This is a genomic window from Paenibacillus sp. FSL R7-0128, from assembly GCF_038002245.1.
GTDB classification, from domain to species: domain Bacteria; phylum Bacillota; class Bacilli; order Paenibacillales; family Paenibacillaceae; genus Paenibacillus_AQ; species Paenibacillus_AQ silagei.
The window spans coordinates 6,267,335-6,293,091 of record NZ_JBBOCD010000001.1 but is presented as its reverse complement, the minus strand read 5'-3'; the positions used below and the strand labels follow the sequence as shown (position 1 = coordinate 6,293,091).

The 25,757-nt window shown below is 54.5% G+C and carries 16 protein-coding genes; 13 read left to right on the top strand and 3 right to left on the bottom strand.

Annotated elements, in window-relative coordinates:
* The first annotated feature begins 152 nt into the window (after positions 1 to 152).
* Together NST26_RS26575 and dnaI are read left to right on the top strand one after the other, a co-directional pair.
* Positions 153 to 1,703 carry a DnaD domain protein gene (locus tag NST26_RS26575; protein ID WP_076081645.1) on the top strand — a complete coding sequence of 517 codons (1,551 nt, stop codon included), beginning with the start codon at positions 153 to 155 and terminating at the stop codon, positions 1,701 to 1,703.
* Between the two features lie 18 nt (positions 1,704 to 1,721).
* On the top strand, positions 1,722 to 2,681 hold the full coding sequence (dnaI, locus tag NST26_RS26570) for a primosomal protein DnaI (protein ID WP_340950433.1): 960 nt from the start codon (positions 1,722 to 1,724) through the stop codon (positions 2,679 to 2,681).
* Positions 2,682 to 2,807: 126 nt separating this feature from the next.
* Here dnaI and NST26_RS26565 read toward each other — a convergent pair whose 3' ends face one another.
* Both NST26_RS26565 and NST26_RS26560 read right to left on the bottom strand, forming a co-directional pair.
* Positions 2,808 to 4,181, bottom strand: a complete 1,374-nt coding sequence (locus tag NST26_RS26565) for a glycoside hydrolase family 43 protein (protein ID WP_036721951.1) — start codon at positions 4,179 to 4,181, stop codon at positions 2,808 to 2,810.
* 208 nt (positions 4,182 to 4,389) lie between these two features.
* Positions 4,390 to 4,551 (bottom strand): YqzM family protein, encoded by a 162-nt coding sequence (locus NST26_RS26560; protein WP_155991192.1) that lies wholly within the window; start codon positions 4,549 to 4,551, stop codon positions 4,390 to 4,392.
* Positions 4,552 to 4,690: 139 nt separating this feature from the next.
* Here NST26_RS26560 and NST26_RS26555 point away from each other — a divergent pair, with 139 nt between their 5' ends.
* The 7 genes from NST26_RS26555 (at position 4,691) to NST26_RS26525 (ending at position 18,361) form a co-directional block, all read left to right on the top strand.
* Complete coding sequence (locus NST26_RS26555; protein WP_340950435.1) at positions 4,691 to 5,182, top strand: GNAT family N-acetyltransferase; 492 nt, start codon at positions 4,691 to 4,693, stop codon at positions 5,180 to 5,182.
* A gap of 240 nt (positions 5,183 to 5,422) precedes the next feature.
* Positions 5,423 to 5,740 (top strand): thioredoxin, encoded by a 318-nt coding sequence (gene trxA / locus NST26_RS26550; RefSeq protein ID WP_036701616.1) that lies wholly within the window; start codon positions 5,423 to 5,425, stop codon positions 5,738 to 5,740.
* Positions 5,741 to 5,918: 178 nt separating this feature from the next.
* Positions 5,919 to 7,982: an excinuclease ABC subunit UvrC gene (gene uvrC / locus NST26_RS26545; RefSeq protein ID WP_340950437.1), complete on the top strand. Its 2,064-nt coding sequence runs from the start codon at positions 5,919 to 5,921 to the stop codon at positions 7,980 to 7,982.
* 742 nt (positions 7,983 to 8,724) lie between these two features.
* Complete coding sequence (locus NST26_RS26540; RefSeq protein ID WP_340950438.1) at positions 8,725 to 13,299, top strand: galactose-binding domain-containing protein; 4,575 nt, start codon at positions 8,725 to 8,727, stop codon at positions 13,297 to 13,299.
* Positions 13,299 to 14,972 carry an extracellular solute-binding protein gene (locus tag NST26_RS26535; protein WP_340980238.1) on the top strand — a complete coding sequence of 558 codons (1,674 nt, stop codon included), beginning with the start codon at positions 13,299 to 13,301 and terminating at the stop codon, positions 14,970 to 14,972. Before NST26_RS26540 ends, NST26_RS26535 begins: the two co-directional genes overlap by 1 nt.
* 65 nt (positions 14,973 to 15,037) lie before the next feature.
* On the top strand, positions 15,038 to 16,594 hold the full coding sequence (locus NST26_RS26530; RefSeq protein WP_340950441.1) for a response regulator transcription factor: 1,557 nt from the start codon (positions 15,038 to 15,040) through the stop codon (positions 16,592 to 16,594).
* Positions 16,595 to 16,600: 6 nt separating this feature from the next.
* The gene (locus tag NST26_RS26525) at positions 16,601 to 18,361 is read left to right on the top strand and encodes a cache domain-containing sensor histidine kinase (RefSeq protein WP_340950442.1); all 1,761 of its coding nucleotides are present in this window, start codon (positions 16,601 to 16,603) and stop codon (positions 18,359 to 18,361) included.
* A gap of 67 nt (positions 18,362 to 18,428) precedes the next feature.
* On the opposite strand, the gene NST26_RS26520 is transcribed toward NST26_RS26525, so the two are convergent.
* Complete coding sequence (locus NST26_RS26520) at positions 18,429 to 20,132, bottom strand: CPBP family intramembrane glutamic endopeptidase (RefSeq protein WP_340980237.1); 1,704 nt, start codon at positions 20,130 to 20,132, stop codon at positions 18,429 to 18,431.
* 250 nt (positions 20,133 to 20,382) lie between these two features.
* On the opposite strand from NST26_RS26520, the gene NST26_RS26515 reads away from it, so the two are divergent.
* From NST26_RS26515 to NST26_RS26500, 4 genes are all read left to right on the top strand, one after another.
* Positions 20,383 to 21,744: a TrkH family potassium uptake protein gene (locus NST26_RS26515; protein ID WP_340980236.1), complete on the top strand. Its 1,362-nt coding sequence runs from the start codon at positions 20,383 to 20,385 to the stop codon at positions 21,742 to 21,744.
* 12 nt (positions 21,745 to 21,756) lie between these two features.
* On the top strand, positions 21,757 to 22,425 hold the full coding sequence (locus NST26_RS26510) for a potassium channel family protein (RefSeq protein ID WP_036721939.1): 669 nt from the start codon (positions 21,757 to 21,759) through the stop codon (positions 22,423 to 22,425).
* A gap of 244 nt (positions 22,426 to 22,669) precedes the next feature.
* Positions 22,670 to 24,937 carry an AraC family transcriptional regulator gene (locus NST26_RS26505; protein ID WP_340950447.1) on the top strand — a complete coding sequence of 756 codons (2,268 nt, stop codon included), beginning with the start codon at positions 22,670 to 22,672 and terminating at the stop codon, positions 24,935 to 24,937.
* Between the two features lie 193 nt (positions 24,938 to 25,130).
* Positions 25,131 to 25,376 carry a hypothetical protein gene (locus tag NST26_RS26500; protein ID WP_340950448.1) on the top strand — a complete coding sequence of 82 codons (246 nt, stop codon included), beginning with the start codon at positions 25,131 to 25,133 and terminating at the stop codon, positions 25,374 to 25,376.
* Positions 25,377 to 25,757 lie beyond the last annotated feature (381 nt).

The following is a 25,757-nucleotide window of genomic DNA, read 5'->3' as shown; positions in this document are numbered from 1 at the left end:
ACGGCTAATCTCCTGTAATGGGGGGAGCCGTTTTTTTCTTTTTCCTCCAGAAGAGCCAAGGATTCATCTTTATTTTACATTTTCGGCCGGGTGTTTTGTGATAGAATAGAAATCTATATGAATTCGTATAGAAGAGGGGGAGGTATCCGCAGATGCGTATGAGCAACCTGCATCATTTCACTGAACATCACCGGTACTGCGTGTCCCGCGAATTCGGTCTAAGCCAGCTGGATGGACGTATGCTGGGCTCAGTCTATCAGCCAATGGTAGGCGCGTTCGCCATCAGCCTGTACAGATTGCTGTTCGAGCATATTCCGGCTGAATCTATCGGTTACTCCGGTGTGGAGCAGCAGCGCAGGCTCTTTATGACCCTGGGCGTTGAACCCAACGAGAAGGGCCGTAAATATATGGTAGACCAGGCTTCCCGGCTGGAGGCGGTGGGACTGCTGCAGACCTGCCGGCTGTATGCCGCGGAGAATGATGATTATATGTACGAATACGAGTTAATGCCGCCGCTGTCGCCGGCTGATTTCTTTGCAACCCAGCATCTGACGCTGCTGCTCCGGGATAAGATCGGCAAGTTCGCTGTGCTGTCGCTGCGTGAGCAGTTCTGGCACCGGGAACCGGAGGAATGGAGCGGGCGGTCGCTCGGGAAAGAGAATATTTCACTGCCCTTTTATGATATTTTTGAGCTGAATACCCATGTGATCGACTATGAGCTGGAGCAGGCGCTGGCCGAGGTAGCCTCCGTGCGTCAGCCCGGCACCACTCAGGCGGTTGAGCCGAATATAGCCTACAGCGATATTATCCTGCGCTTCCCGCGTGAATCGGTGAACCGTGCGCATGTTGAGAAGCTGCGTTTTGACCATAACCAGATGGGTGTCATTAATTATGTGGCCCGCAAATACGAGCTTGGCCCGCAGGATGTATGCCGTCTGCTGGATGAGGATGATGTCTTCACGCCGGACGGAGAGGTGATTCTGGATACGCTGCAGTACAAGGCAAGCCAGCATTTCCGTCAGGATAGGAAGCGTCAGGAGAAAAGAGAGATTGCTGCCGCCAAGGTAGTGTCGCTGCGCTCTGCCGCTGAGGAAGAGAGTGATCCCTCCGCAGTGCCGGTGGAGCAGGCTGTCGAAATGGAGTTCTATGTAGAAGTGCCTCCGCAATTTCTGTCCAAATGCGACATTCACCAATATAATATGATGCTGCGCAACGAGCCTTATACACGGCTGTTACAGACGTTCTTCCCGGGGGCGGTTCCGGGCCAGCTGATGGATATCTTCGAGAAGATTGATCTGAACTATAAGCTCAGCGGCGAAGTGATCAATGTCCTGATCCATTATCTGATGACGATGGTGGCCTCCGGCGGCGATCAGCGGATGAACCGCAACTTCGTGGAGGCGATTGCCTCCAATATGCTGGTGAAGCAGGTGAATACTTACGAGAAGGCCGTGCGCTATATCCGTGACCAGTCGAAGGTGAAGGGCAAGGGGGCGGCTTCCGCCTCCTCCGGCACAGGCACCGCGGGAGCCCGCCAGCGTTCGTATACGAAGAGCGGCGGGCGGTCCGGCAAGCAGGAGATTCCGATTGTGCTTGATGACGGCAGCGCCGGAACCGTATCGGAAGAGGAATTCGCGGCGATGATGAAGAAAGCGGCCGAGATCAAGGCCAGCAAGAAAAAAGGCGTTCTGAGAACGCCCTGAAGAAAGTGAGGTGCAGCGATGGAGTCCATGGGCGAAGTGCTGCGTTCGATGAACAACCCCGCTCTGCGCCAGCGCTCCCGTGACCTGGAGCAGACCCTGCTGAACCATCCCCTGGTCAAGGAGCTTCAGGCGGAGCATCCCGAGCTGGACGAGTCCCGGCTGCGGCTGCACTTGAGCCGGCTATACCAGTATGTCGAAGAGGACCGGCATTGCAAGAACTGCCCCGGCCTGGCGGCTTGCCCGAATGATTTCCAGGGGCATTACAGCAAGCTTACGGTAGAGACGGTTAATGGTGTAACGGATCTGTACGAACGCAAGACACCGTGCAAGCTGAAGATTGCACAGGATAATCAGGATAATGTCCGCAAGCGGATTCGCAGCTTCTATGTGGATGAGCGGGTGCTGAACGGCGGATATGATGAGATGGATATTATGGGCAAGGACCCCCGGCGGGCCTCAGCCGTGAACAAGATATTTGACTATATAGCAACTGTGCGGGCAGAGGGCCTGACTTCGCGGGGGATCTATTTGCAGGGCAGCTTCGGGACCGGCAAAACCTTCCTGATGTGCTATCTGCTCCATGAGCTGGCTATCTCGGGCTACAGCGGCGTGATTGTCTATATGCCGGATTTCATCGAGGAACTGAAGCTGATCATGATGGACAACCAGAAGCTGAAGGAAATGGTCGATACGATGAAGAATTGTGATCTGCTCATCTTCGATGACATCGGCGCCGAGAATCTCAATCCCTGGGCGCGTGACCATGTGCTCGGAGCGATCCTGAACTACCGGATGAACCGCAAGCCGACCTTCTATACCTCGAATTATCCGCTGGACGGGCTGGAGAAGCATCTCAGCATCACCAGCAAGGACGGGGAAGAGCTCTACAAGGGTCAGCGGCTGATGGACCGGATTGCCCCGTTCGTAGAGGTGATTCCGCTGCATGGGGAGAACCAGCGTGGCAGGGCCAGAGACTGAATTTTTATTAATACAAGCGGAAACGGCTTCGGATAAGTTATCGGGTGAAACATATAAATTCTATATTTTAAAACAGGGGACCACGCCAGCATCTGGCCGGGGTCCCCTGTTTGCCTGCGCTTAGATTTAGCTGGCGCTGAATTTCCACCAGTTGATATTGAACAAGTATCCGCTGCCGCCTGTGAATTTCAGGTAAAGGTCATGAGTCCCGCTTGCTCCACTGACCGTGCAGGTCTTGGTCACCCAGCTCTGCCAGCCCCCTGTATTCTGCACTGCACAGGTGCCGACCAGTGTTCCTGCCGGACTGTCCAGCCGCAGCTCAATATTACCGCCGCTGCCTGCTGACGCTACCCGGGCCTCGAAGGCTGCGGCTCCGGCGCCGAAGTTCACATTTTTGATTTTGAGATAATCGCCGTGATCTATGAAGCCGACATTCATTCCCCCGTCCGTATCTGAGGTGGTCTCGGTCTCTACCCCGGCCGCCCATGCACTGGTCTCGGCTTGTGTTCTGACATAGGGGTTAAGGGTGGCGATGGGCTGCGGCCCGGCGGTTGTCATGTTGATGACCGGGAAGCTTCCGTCCGCGTTGTAGGTGAATTGCTCTACCCCCACTGACCGGGTGAAGCCACCCCCTCCAGGCAAGGCACCATTATGGTAAAAGAAATAGGAGCGGCCTTTGAAGTCGATGATGCCCGGGTGATTCGTGAAACTCCCGCCCTGGGTGGGCATAATGACCCCTCTGTACTTCCACGGGCCGGTAGGCGAAGAGCTGGTGGAATAGGCGATATTCTCTGGAATGCCGCTTGCGGCGTAGACCATGTAGTATAAGCTGCCGCGCTTGTAGAACCAGGGTCCTTCTTCGTAGAGGGTCGGTCTGTCGGCATTGCCGTTTCGCACACCGAAGCTGTCTGTGGTCATAGGCACCTGGACAATACCCGTACTCTGGTTGTAGGAGATCATATCCGGGTTCAGCTTCACATATTTCAGTGTCGGATTCCCCCAGTAGAGATAGGCCTGGCCGTCACTGTCTACATATACCGTAGGATCGATGTCGCCCCAGCTGCTGGAGACGAGCGGCCCTCCGATAGCGTCCACGAACGGGCCGGTCGGGCTGCTGGAGACGGCGACGCCGATGGCGGGCCGTCCGAGCGAAGTGCTTTTTGCCGTGACATAAAAGTAGAATTTGCCGTTGCGCTCAATGACCTGGCTGGCCCAAGCTTCTCCGCTCGACCAGCTAAACGCCTTATAAGATAGCGGTGACCCGTGATCCGTCCAGTTCGCCATGTCCTTGGAAGAATAGACCCTCCAATCATTCATCGTATAGTAGGTCGAGTTGTCTTCGTCATGTCCGGTGTACAGGTAGACCGTATCATTGTATACAAGCGGGGCCGGGTCTGCCGTGTAGATGGTCTGTACAACAGGGTTGTCAGCGAACGATACCGGGGAATATAGCGCCGATGCCAACAAGCCTGCGACAGCAAGGCTGACAAGCTTTTTCATTCTTCCTTCCTCCTCAAAATAGGGTATAAGAGCGCTTTCGCATACAGAGTAACATGGCTCCTGTGAAACAAAAATGTGTTTTCTTTTTATTAAATTGTAAATTTATGTTATTGTTACTGAATCTCGATGGAGCACAAAATGAACGCAAAAAAAATCCGGCATCCCGCCCTGACCTGGGCAAAGAATACCGGACACTGCAGCTAAGCAGCTATTCGGACAAATACTTGATGATTACCATTCCAAAGAAGACCACGGTCATGAAGCCGGTCATTCCGAAGAAACCGGCCAGCAGATCACCGAGATCGTTGCGGGGCTCCTCATTGATATGCTCCCGCGGGTCACGGACCTGTGCGTTGACATTGACGTCCATTCGCTTCTTCCTCCTTGCTGTTGCATGACTGCATGAAGTGGGTTACAGTTATACATGTGAGAGAAGTCATTGACAATTAATGCGCTTTCTTCAAGTATACGAAGATGCAGGGAAGATGTAAAGATAGAAGGGTGATTTTATGATACATATAAGACCTATGGAACCGCAGGAGTATGATTTTCTACTGGATATGCATTATGAGTCCATTCATATTGAACAAGGTAAGCCGCCCAGAAGTGAGTTGCTGAATTCCCCGGGGATTGCGAAGTACAACGAACATTGGGGGAGACAAGGCGACAGGGCGATAATCGCACTGGTGGACAATCAGCCCGCAGGTGCTGCCTGGTACAGGCTGTTTGACGAGACGAACCAGGGCTACGGATTTGTGGATACCACAACCCCGGAATTAGGCGTTGCTATTCGGTCTGACTACAGGCAGCAGGGATTGGGAATCAGGCTAATGGAGGGCATCATACAGCAAGCCGTATCCGATGGATACCCGTCACTTTCGCTCAGTGTTGATCCGGAGAATCAGGCGGCCGTCCGGTTATATAACAAGCTCGGCTTCGAGTATGCCGGGACAGCCGGTACCTCGTGGACTATGAAGCTGAATCTCAGGGACAAAGTTTAAACCGTTAAAAGACAAATTAATTTTATGCAATATAATTTCTCGAAATATATAACAAATGCATTGTATTTATGTTATACTGTGGATGTGTCGGTAATTGATAATCTGGTTATCATATTACATGAAGCATTTTATCCCGCTATGATCTCGGAGTAAATTCTGCGGACTTGGCTCAGGCTATAGAAGCGGAAGTTATTTCGTACAGCTTAAGCTCAACAAAACTTTTTGAGGAGGAACAATATCATGGCTATCGTGAACGTGTCTGACCAATCCTTCGTGAATGAAGTGGAAGGTCAAGGTACTGTAGTAGTAGATTTCTGGGCACCTTGGTGCGGCCCTTGCAAAATGCTTGCCCCAATTCTCGAGGAATTGTCCACCGAGCTGGGTGACGATGTGAAGATCGCTAAATTGAATGTCGATGAGAATCCTGAGACAGCTTCCCGTTTTGGAGTAATGAGTATTCCTACTCTGATCTTCTTCAAAGACGGCCAGCCTGTTGACAAAGTCGTAGGACTGAACTCCAAGGACTCCCTTAAGAATATCGTAGCCAAGCATCAATAATGGGTTACAATCTGCTGTAACCTGGGCCTTGCGGCCCTTCAGACAAAGCGCCTTCGGATTACCGAAGGCGCTTTGTCTGTCCTATAGAAACGGATGTTCTATATTAAGGCTTGAATGTGTAGTACATTCTATTCTAAACTTACCTTATAACCGTGTAGTAACAGGTGGGGGAGAACTTATGGATTATATGGATAATATCCGCAACAAGCTTGCGCTGCTGCCTGATCTGCCCGGCTGCTATCTGATGAAGAATCAAGAGGGTACGATCATTTATGTCGGCAAGGCCAAGGTACTGAAGAACCGCGTGCGCTCTTATTTTACAGGCAGCCACAACGGGAAGACGCAGCGGCTGGTCGCCAATATTGTTGATTTCGAATATATCGTGACATCGAGCAATATGGAAGCACTCATTCTGGAGTGCAATCTGATCAAGAAGCATATGCCGCGCTACAACGTGCTGCTGAAGGATGACAAGACCTTTCCTTATCTAAAAATCACGAACGAAGCCCATCCGCGCCTGGAGGTTACCCGCCGGGTGTTGAAAGATAAAGCTAAATATTTCGGCCCGTATCCGAACAGCTACGCCGCCCAGCAGACCAAGAAGCTGCTCGACCGGATGTATCCGCTGCGCAAGTGCGGGGTGATGCCGAAGGAGGTCTGCCTGTACTATCACATGGGCCAGTGCCTCGCGCCGTGCGAGAAGGAAGTGCCGAAGTCCGCTTACGAAGAGATTATCCAGAACATCTCCTCGTTCCTCGGAGGCGGGCATGACGCGGTGAAGAAGGATCTGCAGAAGAAGATGCAGGAGGCGGCGGAGGAGCTGTATTTCGAGCGGGCCAAGGAGCTGCGCGACCAGATTCAGCATATCGATGCCGTGATGGAGAAGCAGAAGATCAATACGGCCGACACCAAGGACCGCGACGTCTTCGGCTATGCGGTGGACAAGGGCTGGATGTGTGTGCAGATTCTGTATATGCGGCAGGGGAAAATGATCCAGCGCCATTCGTCGGCTTTCCCGTTCTACGGAGAGGCGTACAGTGACTTCATGTCTTATGTGACGCAGTATTACAGCGACAATCCCGCGCTGCCGCAGGAGATTCTGCTGCCGGATATGGCAAGTGCCGGCATGGTTCCGCCGGAAGCAGGCAGCGCTGCCGGCCAGGGAAGCAGCGGGCTGGTAGCCGGTGGAATGCCGAGCGGCCAGGCGCTGATGGCGGCCTTGGGCGCAGAGGATGAGTCGGAGGCCGGAGAGGTGTCTCACGGAGCGGACGCTGGTGAGGTGCTTGCGGCTGATCCGTCCAGGGCAGCAGGGCCGGGCGCAGCGGCGGAAGCGGCGCGGGAGCAGGCGGAGCAGGATGCAGCCGCCGAAGGAACCGTGGATGCGGCCGGAGGCGCCGCCGCCCTGCAGGAATGGCTGGGCATCAAAGTGCTGGTGCCGCAGCGCGGGCTGAAGAAGCAGATGATCGGCATGGCCTGCCAGAACAGCCGGGTCGCGCTGAATGAGAAGTTCCGCCTGATCGAGCGGGACGAGGAGCGCACCTCCGGGGCGGCCAGCAGTCTGGGGCAGAGCCTGGGGCTGGACTCGCTGAACCGGATCGAAGCGTTCGATAACTCGAATATCCAGGGGGCCAATCCGGTCTCGGCCATGGTGGTCTTCATCGACGGCAAGCCTGCCCGCAAGGAGTACCGTAAGTATAAGGTCCGCACCGTACAGGGGCCGGATGATTATGAGACGATGCGCGAGGTGATCCGGCGGCGTTATGAACGGGTGCTGAAGGAGAATCTGCCGCAGCCGGATCTGATCGTAGTCGATGGAGGGAAGGGCCAGATCTCTTCGGCGATCGATATTCTGCAGAATGAGCTGGGGTTATTCATTCCCGTCTGCGGTCTGGTCAAGGATGACAAGCACAGAACCGCCCAGCTGCTGGTCGGCGACTCCGCCGAGCCGGTCTCGCTCGCCAGGGACAGCCAGGAGTTCTACCTGCTGCAGCGTATCCAGGATGAGGTTCACCGCTTCGCCATTACGTTCCACCGGGAGCAGCGCGGCAAGTCGATGGTCACCTCGAAGCTGGATTCGATTCCGGGCATCGGGGACAAACGCCGGAAGCTGCTGCTGAAGCATTTCGGCTCACTTAAGAAGATCAAGGAAGCCTCCATAGAGGATTTCAAGGTGCTGTCCATCGGCGAGAAGCTGGCCGGTCAGATTCTGGAGGCGCTGAAGGATGAGGAGCCGCCAATCTAAAATGGATTTGAACGGTAACGGAACAGAAGCCGGCCCCATGTGGGCCGGCTTCTTTGGGTCTGGTTAGGAATGGAGGGTATCTTCAGACATCCCGCTAGTCGTCTGGATGGCAGGCCAACGAGGGCTAAATGTAGTCGAAAAACCGAACACATTGGGCGGGCGCGAGTGTGTGGGCGAAATGTAGTCGGAAAACCGAACATATTGGGCGCTGCGTGGGCGCGAGGGCGAAATGTAGTCGAAAAACCGAACACGATGGGCGTGACGGGGGCACGTGGATCAAATGTGATCGAAAAACCGACTACATTTTGCAGGGATGAGGCGTGTGGATCAAATGTAGTCGAAAAACCGACCACAGTGGGCATGGTGGAGGCGTGTGGATCAAATGTAGTCGAAAAACCGACTACATTTGCAGGGAGGAGGCACGTGGATCAAATGTAGTCGAAAAACCGATCACAATGGGCGTGACGGAGGCGCATGGATCAAATGTAGTCGAAAAACCGACCACAGTGGGCATGGTGGAGGCGCATGGATCAAATGTAGTCGAAAAACCGACTACATTGCGTTGGGTGGCGCTGTGCGGGCCAAATGTACATAGTAGACTGAACACTATGAGCTGCTGCATAATTAGGTTAATCTTTACTTTCTGCATAAAATCGTTGATTTGTATAATTGCAACCGGTTTCGGTAAAGGGTACGCTTATCTTGAATCTATGAAAACGCTTATAAGAGGAGGATTAAAGAAATGGGATATTCAAAAACAGTAAGACGCAAAAAGGGGATCAATGGGACCGCTCTTTGTCTGAGCATCATCATGCTGCTGAGTCTCGTGCTGGCGCTTCCGCCAGGACCGGCGCATGCTGCGGACTCTTATCTGCTCTCCAAAGACCGGCCGGCGTATGCCTCTGGCACAGAGGGCAATAATACCCCGGATCTGGCGGTGGACGGCAATACGGGTTCAAGGTGGAGTAGCTCATGGGGGACGGACCCGAACTGGATCTATGTTGACCTCGGGGCAACTGCCGCCGTAGACCGCGTGGTGCTCCGCTGGGAAGGAGCTTACGCCAAGGCCTACAAAATCCAGGTATCCGCTGACGAATTGAACTGGAGCGATATCTATTCCACAACTACAGGAGATGGCGGTGTGGATGAGCTTACGCTCAGCGGCACCGGCCGTTATGTCCGGGTATTTGCCACGGAGCGGCACCTGACGCAATACGGTATCTCTCTCTATGAGTTCGAGGTATATGGCACCGGCGGCGTTAATCCTCCTCCGGTGGTTCTGGGGCCGAATGTGGCCTTGAACAAGCCTGCGACGGCTTCATCCTATCAGGTGGCCGACTATCTCCCTCCCGGCTCTACCCTGCCGGAACTGGCGGTGGACGGCAACCTGAACACACGCTGGTCCTCCAACGCTACCGATAATGAATGGCTGAGCGTTGATTTTGGCAGCGTACGTACGCTGGGCCGGGTGATCCTTAACTGGGAGGCAGCCGCCGGCCGGATTTATGATATTCAGGTCTCGAATAACGGAACCTCATGGACTACGATCTACCGGGAGCTTCACGGCGACGGAGGCACCCTTAATCTTCCCGTCTATGCCAGCGGCCGCTATCTGCGGATGAAAGGGATCAGCAGAGCAACCTCCTTCGGGTACTCGATCTTTGAATTCCAGGCCTATGATTATGTGGCAGGCGATCCTAAGCCGGTCTATAACATTCCGGCCCTGCCGGAGCTGACTACAGTGGCCGTGGGTCAAGGCAGTCATGCTGCGAATGACCTCTCGGTGCCCCAGCCCAAATATCCGCAGTATAAATCGGATGCACTGACTGCACCGCTACCTTCCAATGACTGGTGGCAGTCGATCATGATTAATCAGCTCGGCAACGGCATTATTACGCTTCCGCTCAAATCGAAATATACCAAGCAGGGCCTCAGCATTCTGAATCCGGGTGCAGGCTACTTAAGCGCCGACGGCAAGGCGCAGGAAGCCGCGGGAAGCCCGGACCTGTACCTGATGGCCGGCAATATTAATACCTCGGGGATGTCGAACCGGATTACCGGTTACGGCGACTGGTCGGCGACGGCCGTGTTAAGCGATGGCGCTGCGGAGAAGCTGAAGACAACGTTCGTCAAAGGCTCGCCTTATCTCTACTCGCAATTCAGTGATCCGTCCAGTCCTGAAGTGTATCTGCCGGCCGGGGCCCGCTTCTTCGACGGCAGCAATAATACGATTCTCGCTGCAGACGGCGCCACCGTTACAGCAGACCATATCGGCATTGCGGTCACCAATTCCAACGGGGCGCCAACGCCTGAAATGGTGACCAGACACTATGGGCTGTATGCGCCGGCCGGTACAACCTTCAAGCGGGTGGGCGCCAAGCTCAAAATTCAGCTGGGAGGAGGCCAGAATTACCTGTCCCTGTCGGCTCTTCCGGCACCGTCCAATCTGAATTATTTCTACCAGCACGGCTATGCCTTCGTGACGGACACGAAGGTGGCCTATACCTTCAACGAGACCACCTCCGATGTCACGACCACCTTCAATGCGGTGACAGAACTCAAGCGTTCGGGCTTCCCGAATACAACGCTGATGGCACAGCTTCCCCACCAGTGGAAGGTTACTACAACACCGTTGACTGCTGTCTCCTTCCCGTCCATCCGCGGAAAGATGAAGGTATCAGAGGGCAATTCGTTCGCCACTACTGATAAATTCTACGGCATTGTGCCGCAGTTCACCGAGCCGGGCGATTCCACCTATTCCCGTCAGGATCTGCTGAATTATCTGGCGTTGCTGGATACGGACACCGCCACTAATCTGATGCAGGCCGATGCTTACTGGCAGGGCAAGAAGCTGCACCCGCTGGCCATGGGTGTGCTGATCGCCGATCAGATCGGCAATGAGAGCTACAAGAATCTGTTCCTGTCCCGCATGAAGACGGTGCTTACAGACTGGTATACGTACACCTCGGGGGAAACCGATTATTATTTCGACTACAACTCCGACTGGGGTACATTGATCTATAAAAACAGTGAGTTCGGTGCGAACTCTGGCATCACGGACCATCATTTCACGTATGGCTATTATGTCTTTGCATCTGCCGTGCTTGCCACCTACGATACCGACTTCAGAAATAAATTCAGCGGGATGGTCGATGAGCTGATCCGGGATTATGCCAATCCGTCGAAGACGGACCCGAAGTATCCGTACTTCCGCAACTTCGACCCGTATGAAGGCCATTCATGGGCCGGGGGTTATGCTGACAATGACAGCGGCAATAACCAGGAAGCAGCAGGGGAATCGCTGTTCGGCTGGGTCGGCCAATATATGTGGAGCACACTGACTGGCAACACCGCCTTCCGCGATGCTTCCATTATGGGCTTCACGACGGAGCTTAGAGCGGTACAGCAATACTGGTTCAACTACGACCAGGATAACTGGCTGCCGGGCTATACGCATAAAACTGTGGGGCAGATTTACGGAAGCTCGAATTTCTTCGGCACCTTTTTCAACGGGAATCCGGTGTATGTCTATGGCATTCACTGGCTGCCTACAGCAGAATATCTGACCAGCTACGGGTTCGATACGGCTAAGGCGGCTGGATTATACAGCGGCTTCGTAGCCGATAACGGCGGGCCGGAACCGGACTGGTACCATATTGTCTGGCCGATTCAGGCGCTGAGCGATCCGCAGGCTGTGCTGAATAAATGGAATCCGGCATTGCCGCAACAGAACGAATTGTTCAACACGTACTGGTTCGTGCACAATATGGCCACGCTTGGATCACGCACCAAGGACATTTGGGCGGAGAACGGCTACAGTGCAACGGTGTATAAAAAAGGTTCCGCCTACCGTGCGCTGGTCTGGAATCCGACCAATGCGGCGATTACCGTTACGTTCCGCAATAGCGGAGGTGTTACAGGCTCGGCTATAGTCCCGGCCGGGAAGCTGGTGAAGGTGGACCCGACGAAGGTGACCACGGATACGCTGCTTACTCCGCCTGCCTTGACAGCTGACACCACCCAGAATGCTGCCGGCCAGCCGATTGAGCTGACGTTCACGGAGAATGCAGCCTGGAGAAATGCAATTACTGCGGTAAAAGTGGATGGAACTTCAGCAGCAGCAGCGGATTATACCGTGGAAGCCGGTAAAATCACATTGAACACCGCGCTGTTCCCCACGGCGAAGACTTACACGGTTACAGTCACAGCAGACGGATATACCGATACTTCGGTGCAGCAGGTCATTACCGGCGGAACACAGCCGTCCGGGAACCTTGCCCTCAATAAGGCGGTTACCGCTTCGGAGAATCCGAAGCAGCCCGCTGCCGGCGCTGTAGACGGAAATGCGGGCACCCGCTGGGAATCGGACTTCAGTGATCCGCAGTGGATTCAGGTGGATCTTGGCTCTGCCCAGACGGTCAGCCGTGTCCTGCTGAACTGGGAGGGGGCATATGCCAAAGCCTACACGGTCGAGACATCGGCAGATGGCGCGAACTGGGCAACGGTCTATTCGACAACCACTGGAGACGGGGACATTGACGATGTCAGCTTCACCCCGGTCAACGCGCGGTATGTGAAAGTAAACGGCACAGAACGCGGCACGCCGTACGGGTATTCCTTGTGGGAACTGGAGGTGTACGGCAGCGGCAGCGCCGTGACACCGCTGGCTCCGCCTGCTCTGACAGCCGACACCACCCAGAATGCTGTCGGTCAGCCGATTGAGCTGACGTTCACGGAGAATGCGGCCTGGAGAACTGCAATCACTGCGGTGAGGGTGGATGGAGTGGCAGCAGCGGCAGCGAATTATACCGTGGAAGCCGGTAAAATCAAACTGAATACCGCGCTGTTCCCTACAGGGAAGACGTATACGATTGCAGTAACAGCAGCGGGATATAACGATGCTTCGGTGCAGCAGGTGATTACCGGCGGCACACCGCCGCTTGTGAACCTTGCGCTGAACAGGGCGGTTACCGCTTCGGAGAATCCGAAGCAGCCCGCTGCCGGAGCTGTGGATGGAAACGAGGGCACCCGCTGGGAATCGGATTTCAGTGATCCGCAGTGGATTCAGGTGGATCTCGGCTCTGCCCAGACGCTCAGTCGTGTCCTGCTGAACTGGGAGGGGGCGTACGCCAAAGCCTACACGATCGAGACGTCGGCAGACGGTACGAACTGGACCACAGCCTATTCCACAACAACCGGGGATGGCGGACTCGACGAAGTCAGCTTCACCCCGGTCAGTGCGCGGTATGTGAAAGTGAACGGGACGGAGCGCGGCACCCAGTACGGCTATTCTTTATGGGAACTGTCAATCTATTAATGCCCAGGTCAGCGGCACTCCTGTTCTTGCTGGTTCTAAGCAGTCTTAGTGCCTGCTCGGACAGCGGCCGCTCCGAAACTACGCTGCCTGCGGGCCATCCTTCAGCCGTCCCCCTCTCGGAGCTGGCTGCCAAGGTGAAGCCGGTTCAGTTCACCGTCTTTGTGAACTATGACTGGTATACGGCGCCGGACTGGGAGGCCGGGCCGCATAGCCGGTGGATCACCGATCATCTGAAGGTGAAGCTTCTGCCGGTACCATCGAGCGGTGCTGCCGCCCAGAAGCTGAATGCGATGATAGTCTCCGATCAGCTTCCCGATGTGCTGGTTATGGATCGCGGCAAGGATGTGGAACGGCTGCAAAAGGCGGGCAAGCTGGTGGCGCTGGACTCTTATCTGGAGCAATATCCTGAATTCGCCCGGACGGTTGGTGAGAACACGCTGAACATGCTGCGCAGTGAAGACGGCAGGCTGTACCAGATTCCGAACTGGTATATTAACGGCAGCGGCGGCAGCGGCAACGCCGGTTTCCTGGTGGAGAAGAGAATATACCGCGAGCTCGGCTCCCCTAAGCTTGCGACATGGGATGATCTCGAAGCGTATCTGCAGCAAGTGCAGAGGAAATACCCGGATATTGTGCCGATCGACTTCGGGGAGACCCGGGACGGCGTGGAAATACAGATGATCGGCATGCTGTACAGCGGTGCGGCGGATAACCGGATGCCAAGCTTCATCTCTCCCGGTTCAGGCCAAATCTTCGGTGTGCCCTCCGGCATCCGGCTGACTTCTGTGTACCGGGACCCGGCATTCCTGGAGACGCTGCAGCTGGCGGCCCGGCTGGTCCGTCAGGGACTGACCTCTCCGGATCTGTTGACCGAGACACGGGATCAGGTGCTGGAGAAGCTGAAAAGCGGCCGGATCGCCGTATTCGGCGCTTATGACGCTGTCGTGGAAGGGATCGGCCGGGAAGCGAATAATCAGCTCTCGGCTAAGGACCCGCTGGACGGCTATGAGCTCATCTGGCCGTTGCACCGCGAAGGTGTTGATCCCGGCAAGGTCTACCCCTCCGGGTACAATACGCTGGGCTGGAATGTCAATGTCATTACAACCGCTGCCCGGGACCCGGAGGCCATTTTCTCCTATATGAACTGGGCGACGAGTCCTGAGGGGCAGCGTATTCTTTTCTTCGGGCCGGAGGGATTGTTTTATGATAAAGTAGAGGATGGAGTCCCCATCCCAAATGATTCCTATATTGGACGTGACTTGAAATGGTATGATGATCTGAAGATCGGAGAATTCAACTGGTACGGTAATACTTCATACATTGATGCTGCTAAAGCACAGCGTGAGAAGCTGCTGCCCGCCGGAGCCCGGGACTGGACGACCCTTGGACAAGCCAATATAACGTTCAAGACTTCGATGAACATCACCGAATTCTCTAATCTTGACCCGGCGCCTGCCTCGGAAGAGGGACTTATTCTGCAAAGGCTGAGGGATCAATATGCGCAGGTGGTGCCCCGGATGATTTTTGCGGCAAGTGATGAAGAGCTCCGGGAGCTGCTTAAGGCAGCAGACAGGGAAGCATCGGACCTGGGCTATGACAGGCTGCTGGCCTGGAAGACCGGAGTGTGGCAGAGCAATCTGAAGAAGATCAAGAATTACACACCAGAACAATAAACGTTTGGAGAAGAAGAGGGATACGTTATGTACCCTCTTTTCCGCATGAAGGAGTGCTGGTTGCGATGTACGGAGCTGTCTTGGTAGATGATGAGAATTATGACCTGGAGGGGCTGCGCTGCCTGATTCCCTGGAGTGAGCTTGGGATTGAAGTGGTCTGCAGTGAGAGCAACCCGCTTGCCGCTCTCCAATATATCGAGAATCATGAGATTGATCTGCTGATTACAGACATCCGGATGCCGGCGGTTTCCGGTATGGAGCTGTCCCGCCTGGCTCTGGAGCTGAACCCGGGGCTCAAAATCGTTTTCATCAGCGGCTACCAGGAATTTCATTATGCGAAGCAGGCACTCGACTTGAAGGCCCATGCCTACGTTCTTAAGCCGGTTGATGATGAGGAGCTGATCGGTGTACTGCGCACGGCTACCGCCGAGCTGGAGCTGGAACGGAGCAGGGGCCCGGAGGACGGCGGGATGATCGCTTCCTTCGATTTCATCAAAAATGATGTGCTGCAGCATCTGCTGGAGGGCAGCATTGACGGGGCTACGCTGGGCGCCTTCCTGGACCGGTATCCGCTCGATTTGGCCTTCTCCAGCGCTTCTGCGGTGCTGATTGAGGCCGATGATGTTCTGATGCGGGTGCAGGAGCAGCCGGAGGATGTCTATGCCGGTCTGGACAGGCTGTTTCAATACATCGGGACAGAGATTGACGCCGCCGCTGCCGGGAAATGGTGCCGGTTGAACCGTTCACAGCTCGGTTTCGTCTATACCGGGCAGCGCCTGACGCTGGAAGAGCAGCTTCAGCAGCTGGTGCAGAAGGTCCGTGAGCACACGGAGTATACGATCACTGTAAGTTATGGAGCAGAGGTGGGGTCTCCGGAAGGACTGGCCTCCTCCTTTTCCCAGGCGAAGGCTTATATGAACGGCAAAATGTTCATCGGCAAGAACAGGGTGATTCCGCCGGTGATGAGCAAGCCGGGCATGGTTCAGGAGATCAAGGAGCTGAGCGTTGTCCTGGAGGGGATGTTCGGGGCCATGGCGGCCTACAGGCTGGCTGATATTTGCGACTGCCTCGACGAGCTGTTCGAAATGGCGGCGCTGTTCGAGCATCCGGTGAAGGTCTATCATTTCTCTATTCATATCGTTACCCGGCTGGAGGCTTACCTGGGGACACTCAACGAGACCTACGAGAGTCTGCAGCAGATGGACGTTATTCATCATCTGGAGACCGTTGACGATATCAAACGCTGGCTCCGGTGTACCTTGTTTGAGATTTCCGAGCTTCTGTTCATGAAGAAGCAGCACAAGAACCGCCGGCTGATGGAGAGGATTGAAGCCTATATCCGGGAGAGGCTGACAGAGAATCTTACCTTGCGGGCGGTAGCTGCCCATTTTGCCTATTCGCCGAATCATCTCGGGGTCCTGTTCAAAGAGCACACGGGGGAGAGCTTCAATGAGTATCTTGTGCGGCTCCGCATGGAGAAGGCGATTCTCCTGCTCGATCAGCCTCAATACAAAATTTACGAGGTGGCTGATAAGGTTGGCTACAAGAACATTGCTTATTTCAGCAGGCAATTCCGGGAGTTTTTCAATATGACCGCAGCTGATTACAGAAAGCAGAGCTGATCCGGCATGCAGATGAAGCGTGCGAAATCCTTATACATTCCCATAAGCTACAAGCTGCTTATTTCTTATCTGCTGCTGGTGCTGACACCGATCATCGCGATCGGCAGCTATGCCTACCTGTCGTCTGTGCGTTCCACCGAGCAGCATACCAGAAGCAATCTGGAGGTGGCTGTCAAGCAAATGGCCAGCAACGTGGATTTCCGGCTAAAGGATATGGTCCGCAGCACCGATGAGCTGTATGCAGACCAGACCCTGGCGCGTTATCTGGCAGGCTATCATTCCGGCTGGGAGAGATACAGTATTATGTCGCAGTATATCCTCCCCAGGCTGAAGAATGCGGCGAATCTGCCGGACCCTGAGGTCGAGCTCTCCGTCTATGTAAGTAATCCTGATGTCGGGGAATTCTATTACAACGATAGTGCAGCAGAAGATGTCCGGAAGTACTCTTTGTTTCATATGGACCGCATTGAGGATGAAGCGTGGTACAGAAGGCTCGATCTGCATTACGGCTCCAGTGCATGGCGGCAGACGGGCAATGACAAGGCGGATGGCAGCATCTCCTACCTGCGGCCCCTGATCAACTACGATACCCTGCAGCTGAATGGTCTGATCAAAATGACGGCGAATATGAAATACATCTTCTCTGATGCAGTCTCGGGGCAGCTGGGCGAGGACAGCATCCTGTTCATCGTGGATAACGCAGACCGCCTGCTGTTCACAAGCTCCCCGAACGGGGTTATCCCTGAGCCGCTGGCTTCAGCCGCTTCAGGTTATATTAAGCAGCCCGGTTCTTATATGCAGATCAAACAGCCGGTTACCAATATGCCGGCCAGTGTAGTGGCCTGGATTCCATATGCTTCGCTGCAGAAGAATTCACAGCAGGTCCGCAATGTGACCATCGGCATCTGTCTGGTTACCCTGGTGCTGCTCTTTCTGATCAGTCTGGCGATGTCCCAGTATTTCTCGCGGAGCTTCCAGAAGCTGGTGTCTTCCCTGAAATCTTTTCAGGAAGGGGACTTCCACAAGCGGATGCCGGTCCGGGGCAATGATGAGTTTGCGGAGATCGGCAGTGCTTTTAACGAGATGGCTTCAACCATTCAGCGGTTAATCGATGAGGTCTATGTCGTCAGTCTGGAGAAAAAGGAGACCGAGCTGCAGGTGCTGCATTCCCAGATGAACCCGCATTTCCTGTATAACACCTTCTCTTCCATCAGCCGGATGGCCAAGCTCGGGGAGATTGATAAGCTGCATGAGGTCATCCGTTCACTGGCCCGGTTCTACCGGCTGACGCTGCACCGGGGGGAGATGATTATTCCCGTGGAGCAGGAGCTGCAGATCGCGGAATCGTATCTCGACATTCAGCGGATTAAGAATGCGGACCGGATTCATGTGGCCTATGCTGTAGCGCCGGAGGTGCTGGAGAGCGAGAGCGTGAAATTTATTCTGCAGCCGTTTGTGGAGAATGCGCTGGAGCATGCCTGGTATGACGATGAAATCTCCCTGGTTATCCGTGCTTACATGGAAGAGGGGGATGTGGTCTTTGAAGTGGAGGATAACGGGCTGGGGATGAAGGAGGAGCTGATCGGACAGATTCTTGAGCCTGCGGGCCAGGGGATCGGCTACGGTATCCGCAACGTGGACCAGCGGATCAAGCTGCAGTACGGCAGACCGTATGGCGTAGCTATTCACAGCTCTCTGGGCGAAGGAACGCTGATCCGGCTCCGCTTTCCTTACCGTCCGTATCATTCTGTGCCGGAAGAGTCATGACAGCTATAGCTATACAGCAGCAGCGGCTGCGCTTTCCCTGATCAGGAGGCGCAGCCGCTGCTGGTGTTTATGGAGTAGAGAAAGGTTCTACCGGCTTCGGCTCCCGTGGAGGATTGAAGCGGTATACCAGATAACCGACGATGAACGGCAGGATGATGGTCACGATGCCTGCCCCTACATTCACCTTATCCTGCATGAAGATCAGCGTAGCCCCCATCAGGATGCTGTCGAATACCACATGGCTGAACATCACCGCGATGAACCCGTACCGGATGAAAATATAACTGAACAGGAGGCCGATGACCGTCAGCTCAATCGGCCGTGAGATGACGGGATAGATCGGGTAGAGCGTATGTCCGAGTGCCCAGATCAAGGTCGTGATCAGTGAAGCGATGAGCGTATTCTTAACCAGCTTCTTCAGCATTCGGATCCCGAACAGGCGGTAGACCGCCTCTTCCGAGAGCCCGGCCAGCCAGGCTACAATCGGCAGCAGCCAGGCATATTTCATATTGTAAGGCGACTGGCTGGCGTCAGTGGTGGACCAGTTATCCAGCGTATAGGACAGAATAATGAACATGACGGTCTGTACGCCAAGCAAGATGAAGGCCCAGATATAACCAGCCTGAATACTCTTCAGTACATAGTGGCCGTAGCCGGGCTCGGAGGCCCGGGGCCAAGGATTCAGCTTCTCCTCAGAGCGCCACAAGCCGTCCCCTCCAACAAGGGAGAAGTAGAGCAGAAGCGACATCAGCAGACTGTACAGAACGTAGATGATGAACATGACTACGGCTGTAACTCTTGCCTCAGCGCTGCCGCTGCCGGATTCGGACACCACATTGTAGCTGCTGACCATCATGATCAGGAAATGGACGGAGCTCAGGAAAATTCCGCGCTTCCAGGAAGTATGCTTCCTGCGCAGAATGCCGTAGATCATCGCCAGGATACCGAGCAGCAGGGTAGGCAGGCCGTAGCCGAACAAGGTGAGCTTCTTGGCAAGCGAGGTCTGCCCGTCCACATAAGTATCATGCCAGGCGGGAGCCGAGAATCCGGCACGGAAGTACGAGACCTCGCCGTTCAGATAATTGAATTGGTACTTAAGCGGTAATTCACCTATGGTGACGGAGTTGTCGGAATAGACAAGCCCGTATCCATCAAGGTTAGCCTCAATCTTCAGCTTGGCAGGATTGGCCCCCCATAGCTTCAGCCAGGGAAGGGCGAGCCTCTCTTTTGCCTCCAGGCTCAGATCCGGTATGCTGCTTACAGGATTGGCTGTACTTGTACGTTTGGTTGCCGCTGTGGGCCGCTCCCCGTAATTCAGCCCGGACGCAGCGTCGGCATCGGCGCCAACAGCAAAAGCCACAGGCTCGCCGGTATACATATTGAGATCGACTGCCAGCCTGGCTGCCGCCTCTCCGGACGTATAGAGTACCGCATGGTACACATCGAACGGATAACGCTGGTCCAGCTTATTCTTGGAATAGTCCGGAAGCAGCTTCTCACGGGACATATAGCCGTAGAAGGAAGAGTCCGTCTTGTACAGGATCACCCATTCATCTCCGGCTGCGGCTTCATAGCCGAGCTGCCCGGCAGCGAATGCGGCGGCCTTCTCCCGGATTTCGCTTTTGCTGAGAATGGCTGTATCCCCGTCTGAACTGGAGAGGAGCTGTGGAGCGATCTGGAACATGACAAATAGAATGAGTCCTAGAATTCCGGCTAGGATAAGTTTGGTAGTAAGGGGCCGCTGATGCAGGGGCTGGCCGACGGGATTCATGGAACGCCTCCTTGAAATAAAATGCTCTCATCCATCCATTATAGTATTACATGCCGGGCAGGTACAAAGAAATGCCTTATTATCCTTTTACGTGAAGAAGTCCCGGCTTATGCTTAAAGGCTTGTTATTTTTGTCCCCATGTCAAAATGAGTCTTTGTGAAGTTAGGCAATAACGTATATAATTTTGTATGCTTATCTGATACTGATTGATTCGTAACTTCTAATAAGGAACCCTGAAAGGATGAGAAGTTTGGCGTTACCGTCTTCCAAGATCACCGGCTTCCGATTCCTGAAGCTGGCTCCTCCGCAAATCCTGGTGCTGAGCTTTGCTGCGGTCATCCTCATCGGCACGTTGCTGCTTATGCTTCCGGTATCCAGCGTACCCGGTCAGCCGCTCCGCTTCATGGACGCGCTGTTCACAGCCACCTCTGCCGCCTGTGTGACCGGACTGGCTGTAGTGGATACCGGTACCCATCTTACGGGCTTCGGACAAGCGGTCATTCTGGTGCTGATCCAGATTGGCGGGCTCGGGTTCATGACGATGGCCACGCTGTTTGCGCTGGTGTTCAGGCGCAGAATATCACTGCGTGACCGGCTAATTCTTCAGGAAGCCATGAATCAGAGCTCGATGGAAGGGATTGTGCGGCTGATTCGCAAGGTGCTGCTCTATTCCCTGGTCATTGAAGCTGCGGGAGCGCTTCTCCTGTCCATCCGCTGGGCGGTGGATATGCCGTTTGGCCGCGCGGTCTACTACGGGGTGTTCCACGCGGTGTCGATGTTCAATAACGCCGGATTCGATCTGTTCGGCGGGCATGATCATAGCTTAATTAGCTATGTCGGAGACCCGGTCATTAACCTGGTCGTTATGTTCCTGATCATCTCCGGGGGAATCGGCTTCATCGTAATCTCCGATCTGGCCGACTTCCGCCGCACCCGGCGGCTGTCGCTGCACAGCAAGGTGGTGCTGTCGATGACAGCCGGACTGATTGTGACCGGAATGGTGGTCATCTTCATCTTCGAGTTCACCAATTCGCGGACCCTGGGACCGCTGAATCTCGGGAGCAAGCTATGGGCCTCCCTGTTTCAATCGGTGGCACCGCGTACGGCAGGGGCCAACACACTGGATATCACGGGACTGCGTCAGGCCACTCAGTTCTTCATCGTGATCCTGATGTTCATCGGCGCTTCCCCGGGCTCTACCGGCGGCGGCATTAAGACCACAACCTTCACGCTGATGATCGGAGCTGTAATCTCCATGCTGCGCGGCCGCGAAGACATCGTGCTCTTCCGTTACCGGCTGGCTCAGGAGCGCGTGTTCAAGGCACTGACCATTACGCTGCTGGCGCTGCTGCTGATCGTTACGGTATCGATGATGCTCTCGACTACAGAGGGGCTGCCTTATCTGATGATTCTGTTCGAGACAATCTCAGCGTTTGCCAATGTCGGACTGAGTCTGGGACTGACCCTGGAGCTGACGCAGGTCGGCAAGATTCTGATCTGCCTGACCATGTTCGCCGGACGGCTGGGACTGCTGACGCTGGCGTATGCGCTCGGTCCGAGACAGGGTAAACCATTATATAAATATCCGGAAGGCAAAATGATAATTGGATAGGGGAATCAAGTCATGAAACCACAGCAGTTTGTTGTAATCGGCCTGGGCCGCTTCGGCTCAAGTCTGGCGCTGGAGCTGATGTCCATGGGCTACGAGGTGCTTGGCATTGACCATCAGGAGGAGCGGGTGGAGGAGATGACCGGACGGCTGACCCATGCAGTCATGGCAGATGCTACGGATGAAGGGATTATGCGCTCCCTCGGGGTGCGTAATTTCGACTGCGGCATTGTGGCGATCGGCGATAATATGGAGCGGAGTATTCTGGCTGCGATTCTGCTGAAGGAGCTGGGCGTCAAGCAGGTGGTCGGCAAAGCCATCTCCATTCTGCATGGCCGCGCGCTGTCGAAGCTGGGGGTAGACCGGGTGATTTTCCCGGAGCGGGATATGGGTATCCGTGTGGCTCATCAGCTGGTGACGCCGAATCTGCTCGATTATATCGAGATCTCCAAGGATTACAAGGTCGTTGAGCTGACGGTGCCCGCTTGCATGAACGGCAAAAGCCTCTCCGAGCTGAACACCCGTGCCAAATACGGCTGCAGCATCATTGCCCTGAACCGCGAGGATGGCATCATCGTGGCCCCGACTGCGCATGATCATGTGCATCAGGGAGACATCATGGTGGTGATCGGCTCCAACGACAGCATCGAGGAGTTTGAGGATGAAGCGGTGAATGCGGAGTAAGGATTTCCTGCCAGCTAGCCTATCCCGATAAAAGAAAGCTAAAAACGCCCGGATGGCAAGGCATCCAGGCGTTTTTGCTGTTTCGGCGTAAGCCTGCAGCCGCACATCAGAATGCCTGACACCAGCCTGTAACATGCCGCGTCGGGGTTGAAAAATTTTCCTATACACATATGTAAAATGTATCCTGAAATGATAAAATAAAATATTGTAAGCGGTAACATAGAAATCCTTAGGGGGATACGTGATGAAAAAAACACCGATGATCCTGCAGCTGGCGTTGATTCTATTCTGCATTATGGCTATTCCTACAGCAGTCCTGACCTGGTACAGCGGTTCGCAGATTATACAGAACTCTGAAGCGGCTATCGGGGAATCCACGCTGGCCGGGCTTAATGCCAACCGCAGGCTGAACGAGAACGCGCTGGCTAATCTGGCCCAGGATACGTCGCGTCTGGCGGCGACGAATATTTTTGACCGTATCCGCAGCTTCGAGACCTACGATGAGATTAACGCCAACTATAACAATGTAAGTCTGGCGTTGTCTGTCACCAAGGAATTGCTGAACCTGAACCGCCGGGTGGACGGTGTGTACTCTTCATTCTTTGTCCTGGAGGATTCGGATTATGTCTTCTCCACCGACAGCAGCATCACGACGCTTGCCCGCTATGAGCCTATCGGATGGATCACAGAAGCGCTTAAGGGGCGCAGGGGGATCAGCGGGGTATGGGTGCCCCGTAAGCTTCCGTCGGGCGAGAACGTGGTGTCTTATGTGTACCCCCTCAACCGCCTGTCCACCACCACCAGGGGAGTGATTGTCGTCAACATGAAGGAGAGCCAGATCGGCAAATATCTGCATGCTACCGAGGTGGGTGACAGCAACTACCTGCTGCTGGATGCTGCGGGTACGGTGATCTCCTTCAATGACCGGTCCATGCTGCTCTCCGACAGCCGTAAGCTGCCCTTCTTACAGGAGATTCTGAATCAGGAAGCCAGTGAAGGCTACACCTTCCGCAAGCTGGAGGGCAAACGGACGGTGTATGCCTGGAGCCGTTCCTCCTTGTCCGGGTGGTGGAATGTAAGCTGGAGCTCCATGGATGAGCTAATGACCAAATCCAGGGAGATGCAGGGGAATATTATTCTGCTGACGGGGGCGATCATTGTACTGGGGACGCTGCTGGCCATCTTCCTGGCCACTTGGCTGTCCAGGCCCCTGAGGCAACTGGTGCAGACGATGCGCTCGAAGATGGATCTGGGCGTAGTGAACAAGAATGAGCTGGCCTTCCTGGATCTGGCCTTCAAACGGATGCAGGAGGAGGAAGAGAGCCTGTTCCAGCTGCTGCAGGAGCGTGAACAGGATACCCGCAGTCTGGCCGTGCACCGTCTGCTGCGCGGTGAGATTCCGCCGCGGATCACGGAGGTTTTTCCACATGCCTGTTACAGAGTGGTGGTGGTCTCCATCGACCAATATAGAAGATACGTGGGCCATACCAATGGGGAGACGCGCAGTTATCACCGGTATTTGCTGAGTGCCAAGTATGAGAATGTTTTCCCTGAGGGGCTGGTGGCCCGCTGTGTCTACCATAATGAGGGCTGTACAGTGATTGTACTGAACTTTGCTCCGGAGGAGGGGGAGGCGCATAGTACTCTGATTCATCAGGCGCTGGAGGAGATCCGCGATCAGTCTCTTGAGCTGCTGGAGCATTCGGTCACGATTGGGGTGAGTGAGCGGACGGATGCTCCGGAGAGGGTGGCGCTGCGGCTGTTCGAAGCGATGGAGGTGATTAAGCGTAGGATGATCAAGGGGGCCGGAAGCATCATGTACTGGCATGACGGGGAGGATAACAGCCGCAAGTATGTTGACTCTGAGAGCAGCGAGCGGCGAATTCTGAATTTCCTGGATGCCGGCGACCTGGTGGGAATCTTCAAGGAGCTGCAGAGCATCCGCAGCCAGATCTCCGCAGAGGATAATATCTCCTACGATAATATTATGTTCATCTATCATCAGCTGATGGGCGCGACGATCAAGCATCTCCGGGAGAACCACCTCGGAACCGGAAGGATGATTATGGGCCGGGGCAACGTGTATTCGATTCTCGCCGCGATGGATACGCTGGATGAGCTGGAGGAGTACCTGTATGATTTCTACTGTGAGATTGTACAGAGCCTGGATCGCAGCACCCATGAGACCAATTATGCGCAGCGGATCATGGATTACCTGAAGCAGCACTACCGCGAAGAGATTGTCTTCGAGGACATGGCCAAGCAGATTGGCATCAGCTACTCCTACATGCGTAAGCTTGTCTATGAGCAGACCGGCAGCAGCATGATTGATTTCGTCAATCAGCTAAGGATCGAGCAGGCGAAGGAGCTGCTGCTGGATTCGGGGCTGACAATCAAGCAGATTGCCGCAGAGGTCGGTTACGCCAATGTGCAGAGCTTCAACCGCTTTTTCCGCAAGTATGAAGGCATGCCGCCAAGCGGCTACAAGTCAGCTAAGAGTAAGAGTTCCTAAAAGCTCATAGATGGTGATAAAAGACCATAAAAGCTCATAGAAACCCGTAGAAACCATTAGAAACCCATCCCCGGCGGACCGGTATCTCGTTTCAAGGATCTTGGTTTTTCGGCTTGTCGGTGGAAAGTGGGCAGGCGGTGGAAATGAGAGGGATAAATCCCTCTAATGGTGCTGAAAGTGGGTGGATGCGGAAATGAGAGGGATAAATCCCTCTAATGGAGCCGAAAGTGTGCTGGATGCGGAAATGAAAGGGATAAATCCCTCTGATGGAGCCGAAAGTGGACGGGAGGTGGAAATGAGAGGGATAAATACTTCTAATGGAGCCGAAAGTGGGCTGGATGCGGAAATGAAAGGGATAAATCCCACTAATAGTGCTGAAAGTGAGCGGATGAGAAGCATAAGTGCCCCTGAATTTCAGAAAAGTTGGCCAACTGAGTAAATGAAGAGCACAAGTGCCCCTGAGTTCGTGGAAAGTAGGAGTGTACAAATCTATATTAGTCAAAAGCGGGCGGGGTGAGCAACAGTAGCTCCCTAATCATTCCTGATAGCTCTCATAGCTCCCTAATCGCCCCCTGTTAGCTCTCATCTCTCCCTAATTGCTCCCTCATCGTTTCCAAATAGCTCCTCACCGTTCTACGATCCATCCCCAATCCCCCCTGGCCCCATCCCTCGCCATGCCTTTCTATCCGACTTGTACCTGCTCCCCTCCCAATTGAAAGCGCTTTATTAATTTTGGGAATGCCTATCAGTTTTGATTATTCTCTTGCGGCTGAGGCCAGGAGTGCCGGGCGGCAATCAATTGGCAATCAATTGTGATAGG

Coding starts and splice junctions, on each gene's coding strand:
- NST26_RS26540 (WP_340950438.1), top strand. CDS start 8,725: ATGGGATATTCAAAAACAGTAAGACGCAAAAAGGGGATCAATGGGACC.
- uvrC (WP_340950437.1), top strand. CDS start 5,919: ATGGATTATATGGATAATATCCGCAACAAGCTTGCGCTGCTGCCTGAT.
- NST26_RS26500 (WP_340950448.1), top strand. CDS start 25,131: ATGAGAGGGATAAATCCCTCTAATGGAGCCGAAAGTGTGCTGGATGCG.
- NST26_RS26560 (WP_155991192.1), bottom strand. CDS start 4,551: ATGGACGTCAATGTCAACGCACAGGTCCGTGACCCGCGGGAGCATATC.
- dnaI (WP_340950433.1), top strand. CDS start 1,722: ATGGAGTCCATGGGCGAAGTGCTGCGTTCGATGAACAACCCCGCTCTG.
- trxA (WP_036701616.1), top strand. CDS start 5,423: ATGGCTATCGTGAACGTGTCTGACCAATCCTTCGTGAATGAAGTGGAA.
- NST26_RS26555 (WP_340950435.1), top strand. CDS start 4,691: ATGATACATATAAGACCTATGGAACCGCAGGAGTATGATTTTCTACTG.
- NST26_RS26525 (WP_340950442.1), top strand. CDS start 16,601: ATGCAGATGAAGCGTGCGAAATCCTTATACATTCCCATAAGCTACAAG.
- NST26_RS26520 (WP_340980237.1), bottom strand. CDS start 20,132: ATGAATCCCGTCGGCCAGCCCCTGCATCAGCGGCCCCTTACTACCAAA.
- NST26_RS26530 (WP_340950441.1), top strand. CDS start 15,038: ATGTACGGAGCTGTCTTGGTAGATGATGAGAATTATGACCTGGAGGGG.
- NST26_RS26535 (WP_340980238.1), top strand. CDS start 13,299: ATGCCCAGGTCAGCGGCACTCCTGTTCTTGCTGGTTCTAAGCAGTCTT.
- NST26_RS26565 (WP_036721951.1), bottom strand. CDS start 4,181: ATGAAAAAGCTTGTCAGCCTTGCTGTCGCAGGCTTGTTGGCATCGGCG.
- NST26_RS26575 (WP_076081645.1), top strand. CDS start 153: ATGCGTATGAGCAACCTGCATCATTTCACTGAACATCACCGGTACTGC.
- NST26_RS26510 (WP_036721939.1), top strand. CDS start 21,757: ATGAAACCACAGCAGTTTGTTGTAATCGGCCTGGGCCGCTTCGGCTCA.
- NST26_RS26505 (WP_340950447.1), top strand. CDS start 22,670: ATGAAAAAAACACCGATGATCCTGCAGCTGGCGTTGATTCTATTCTGC.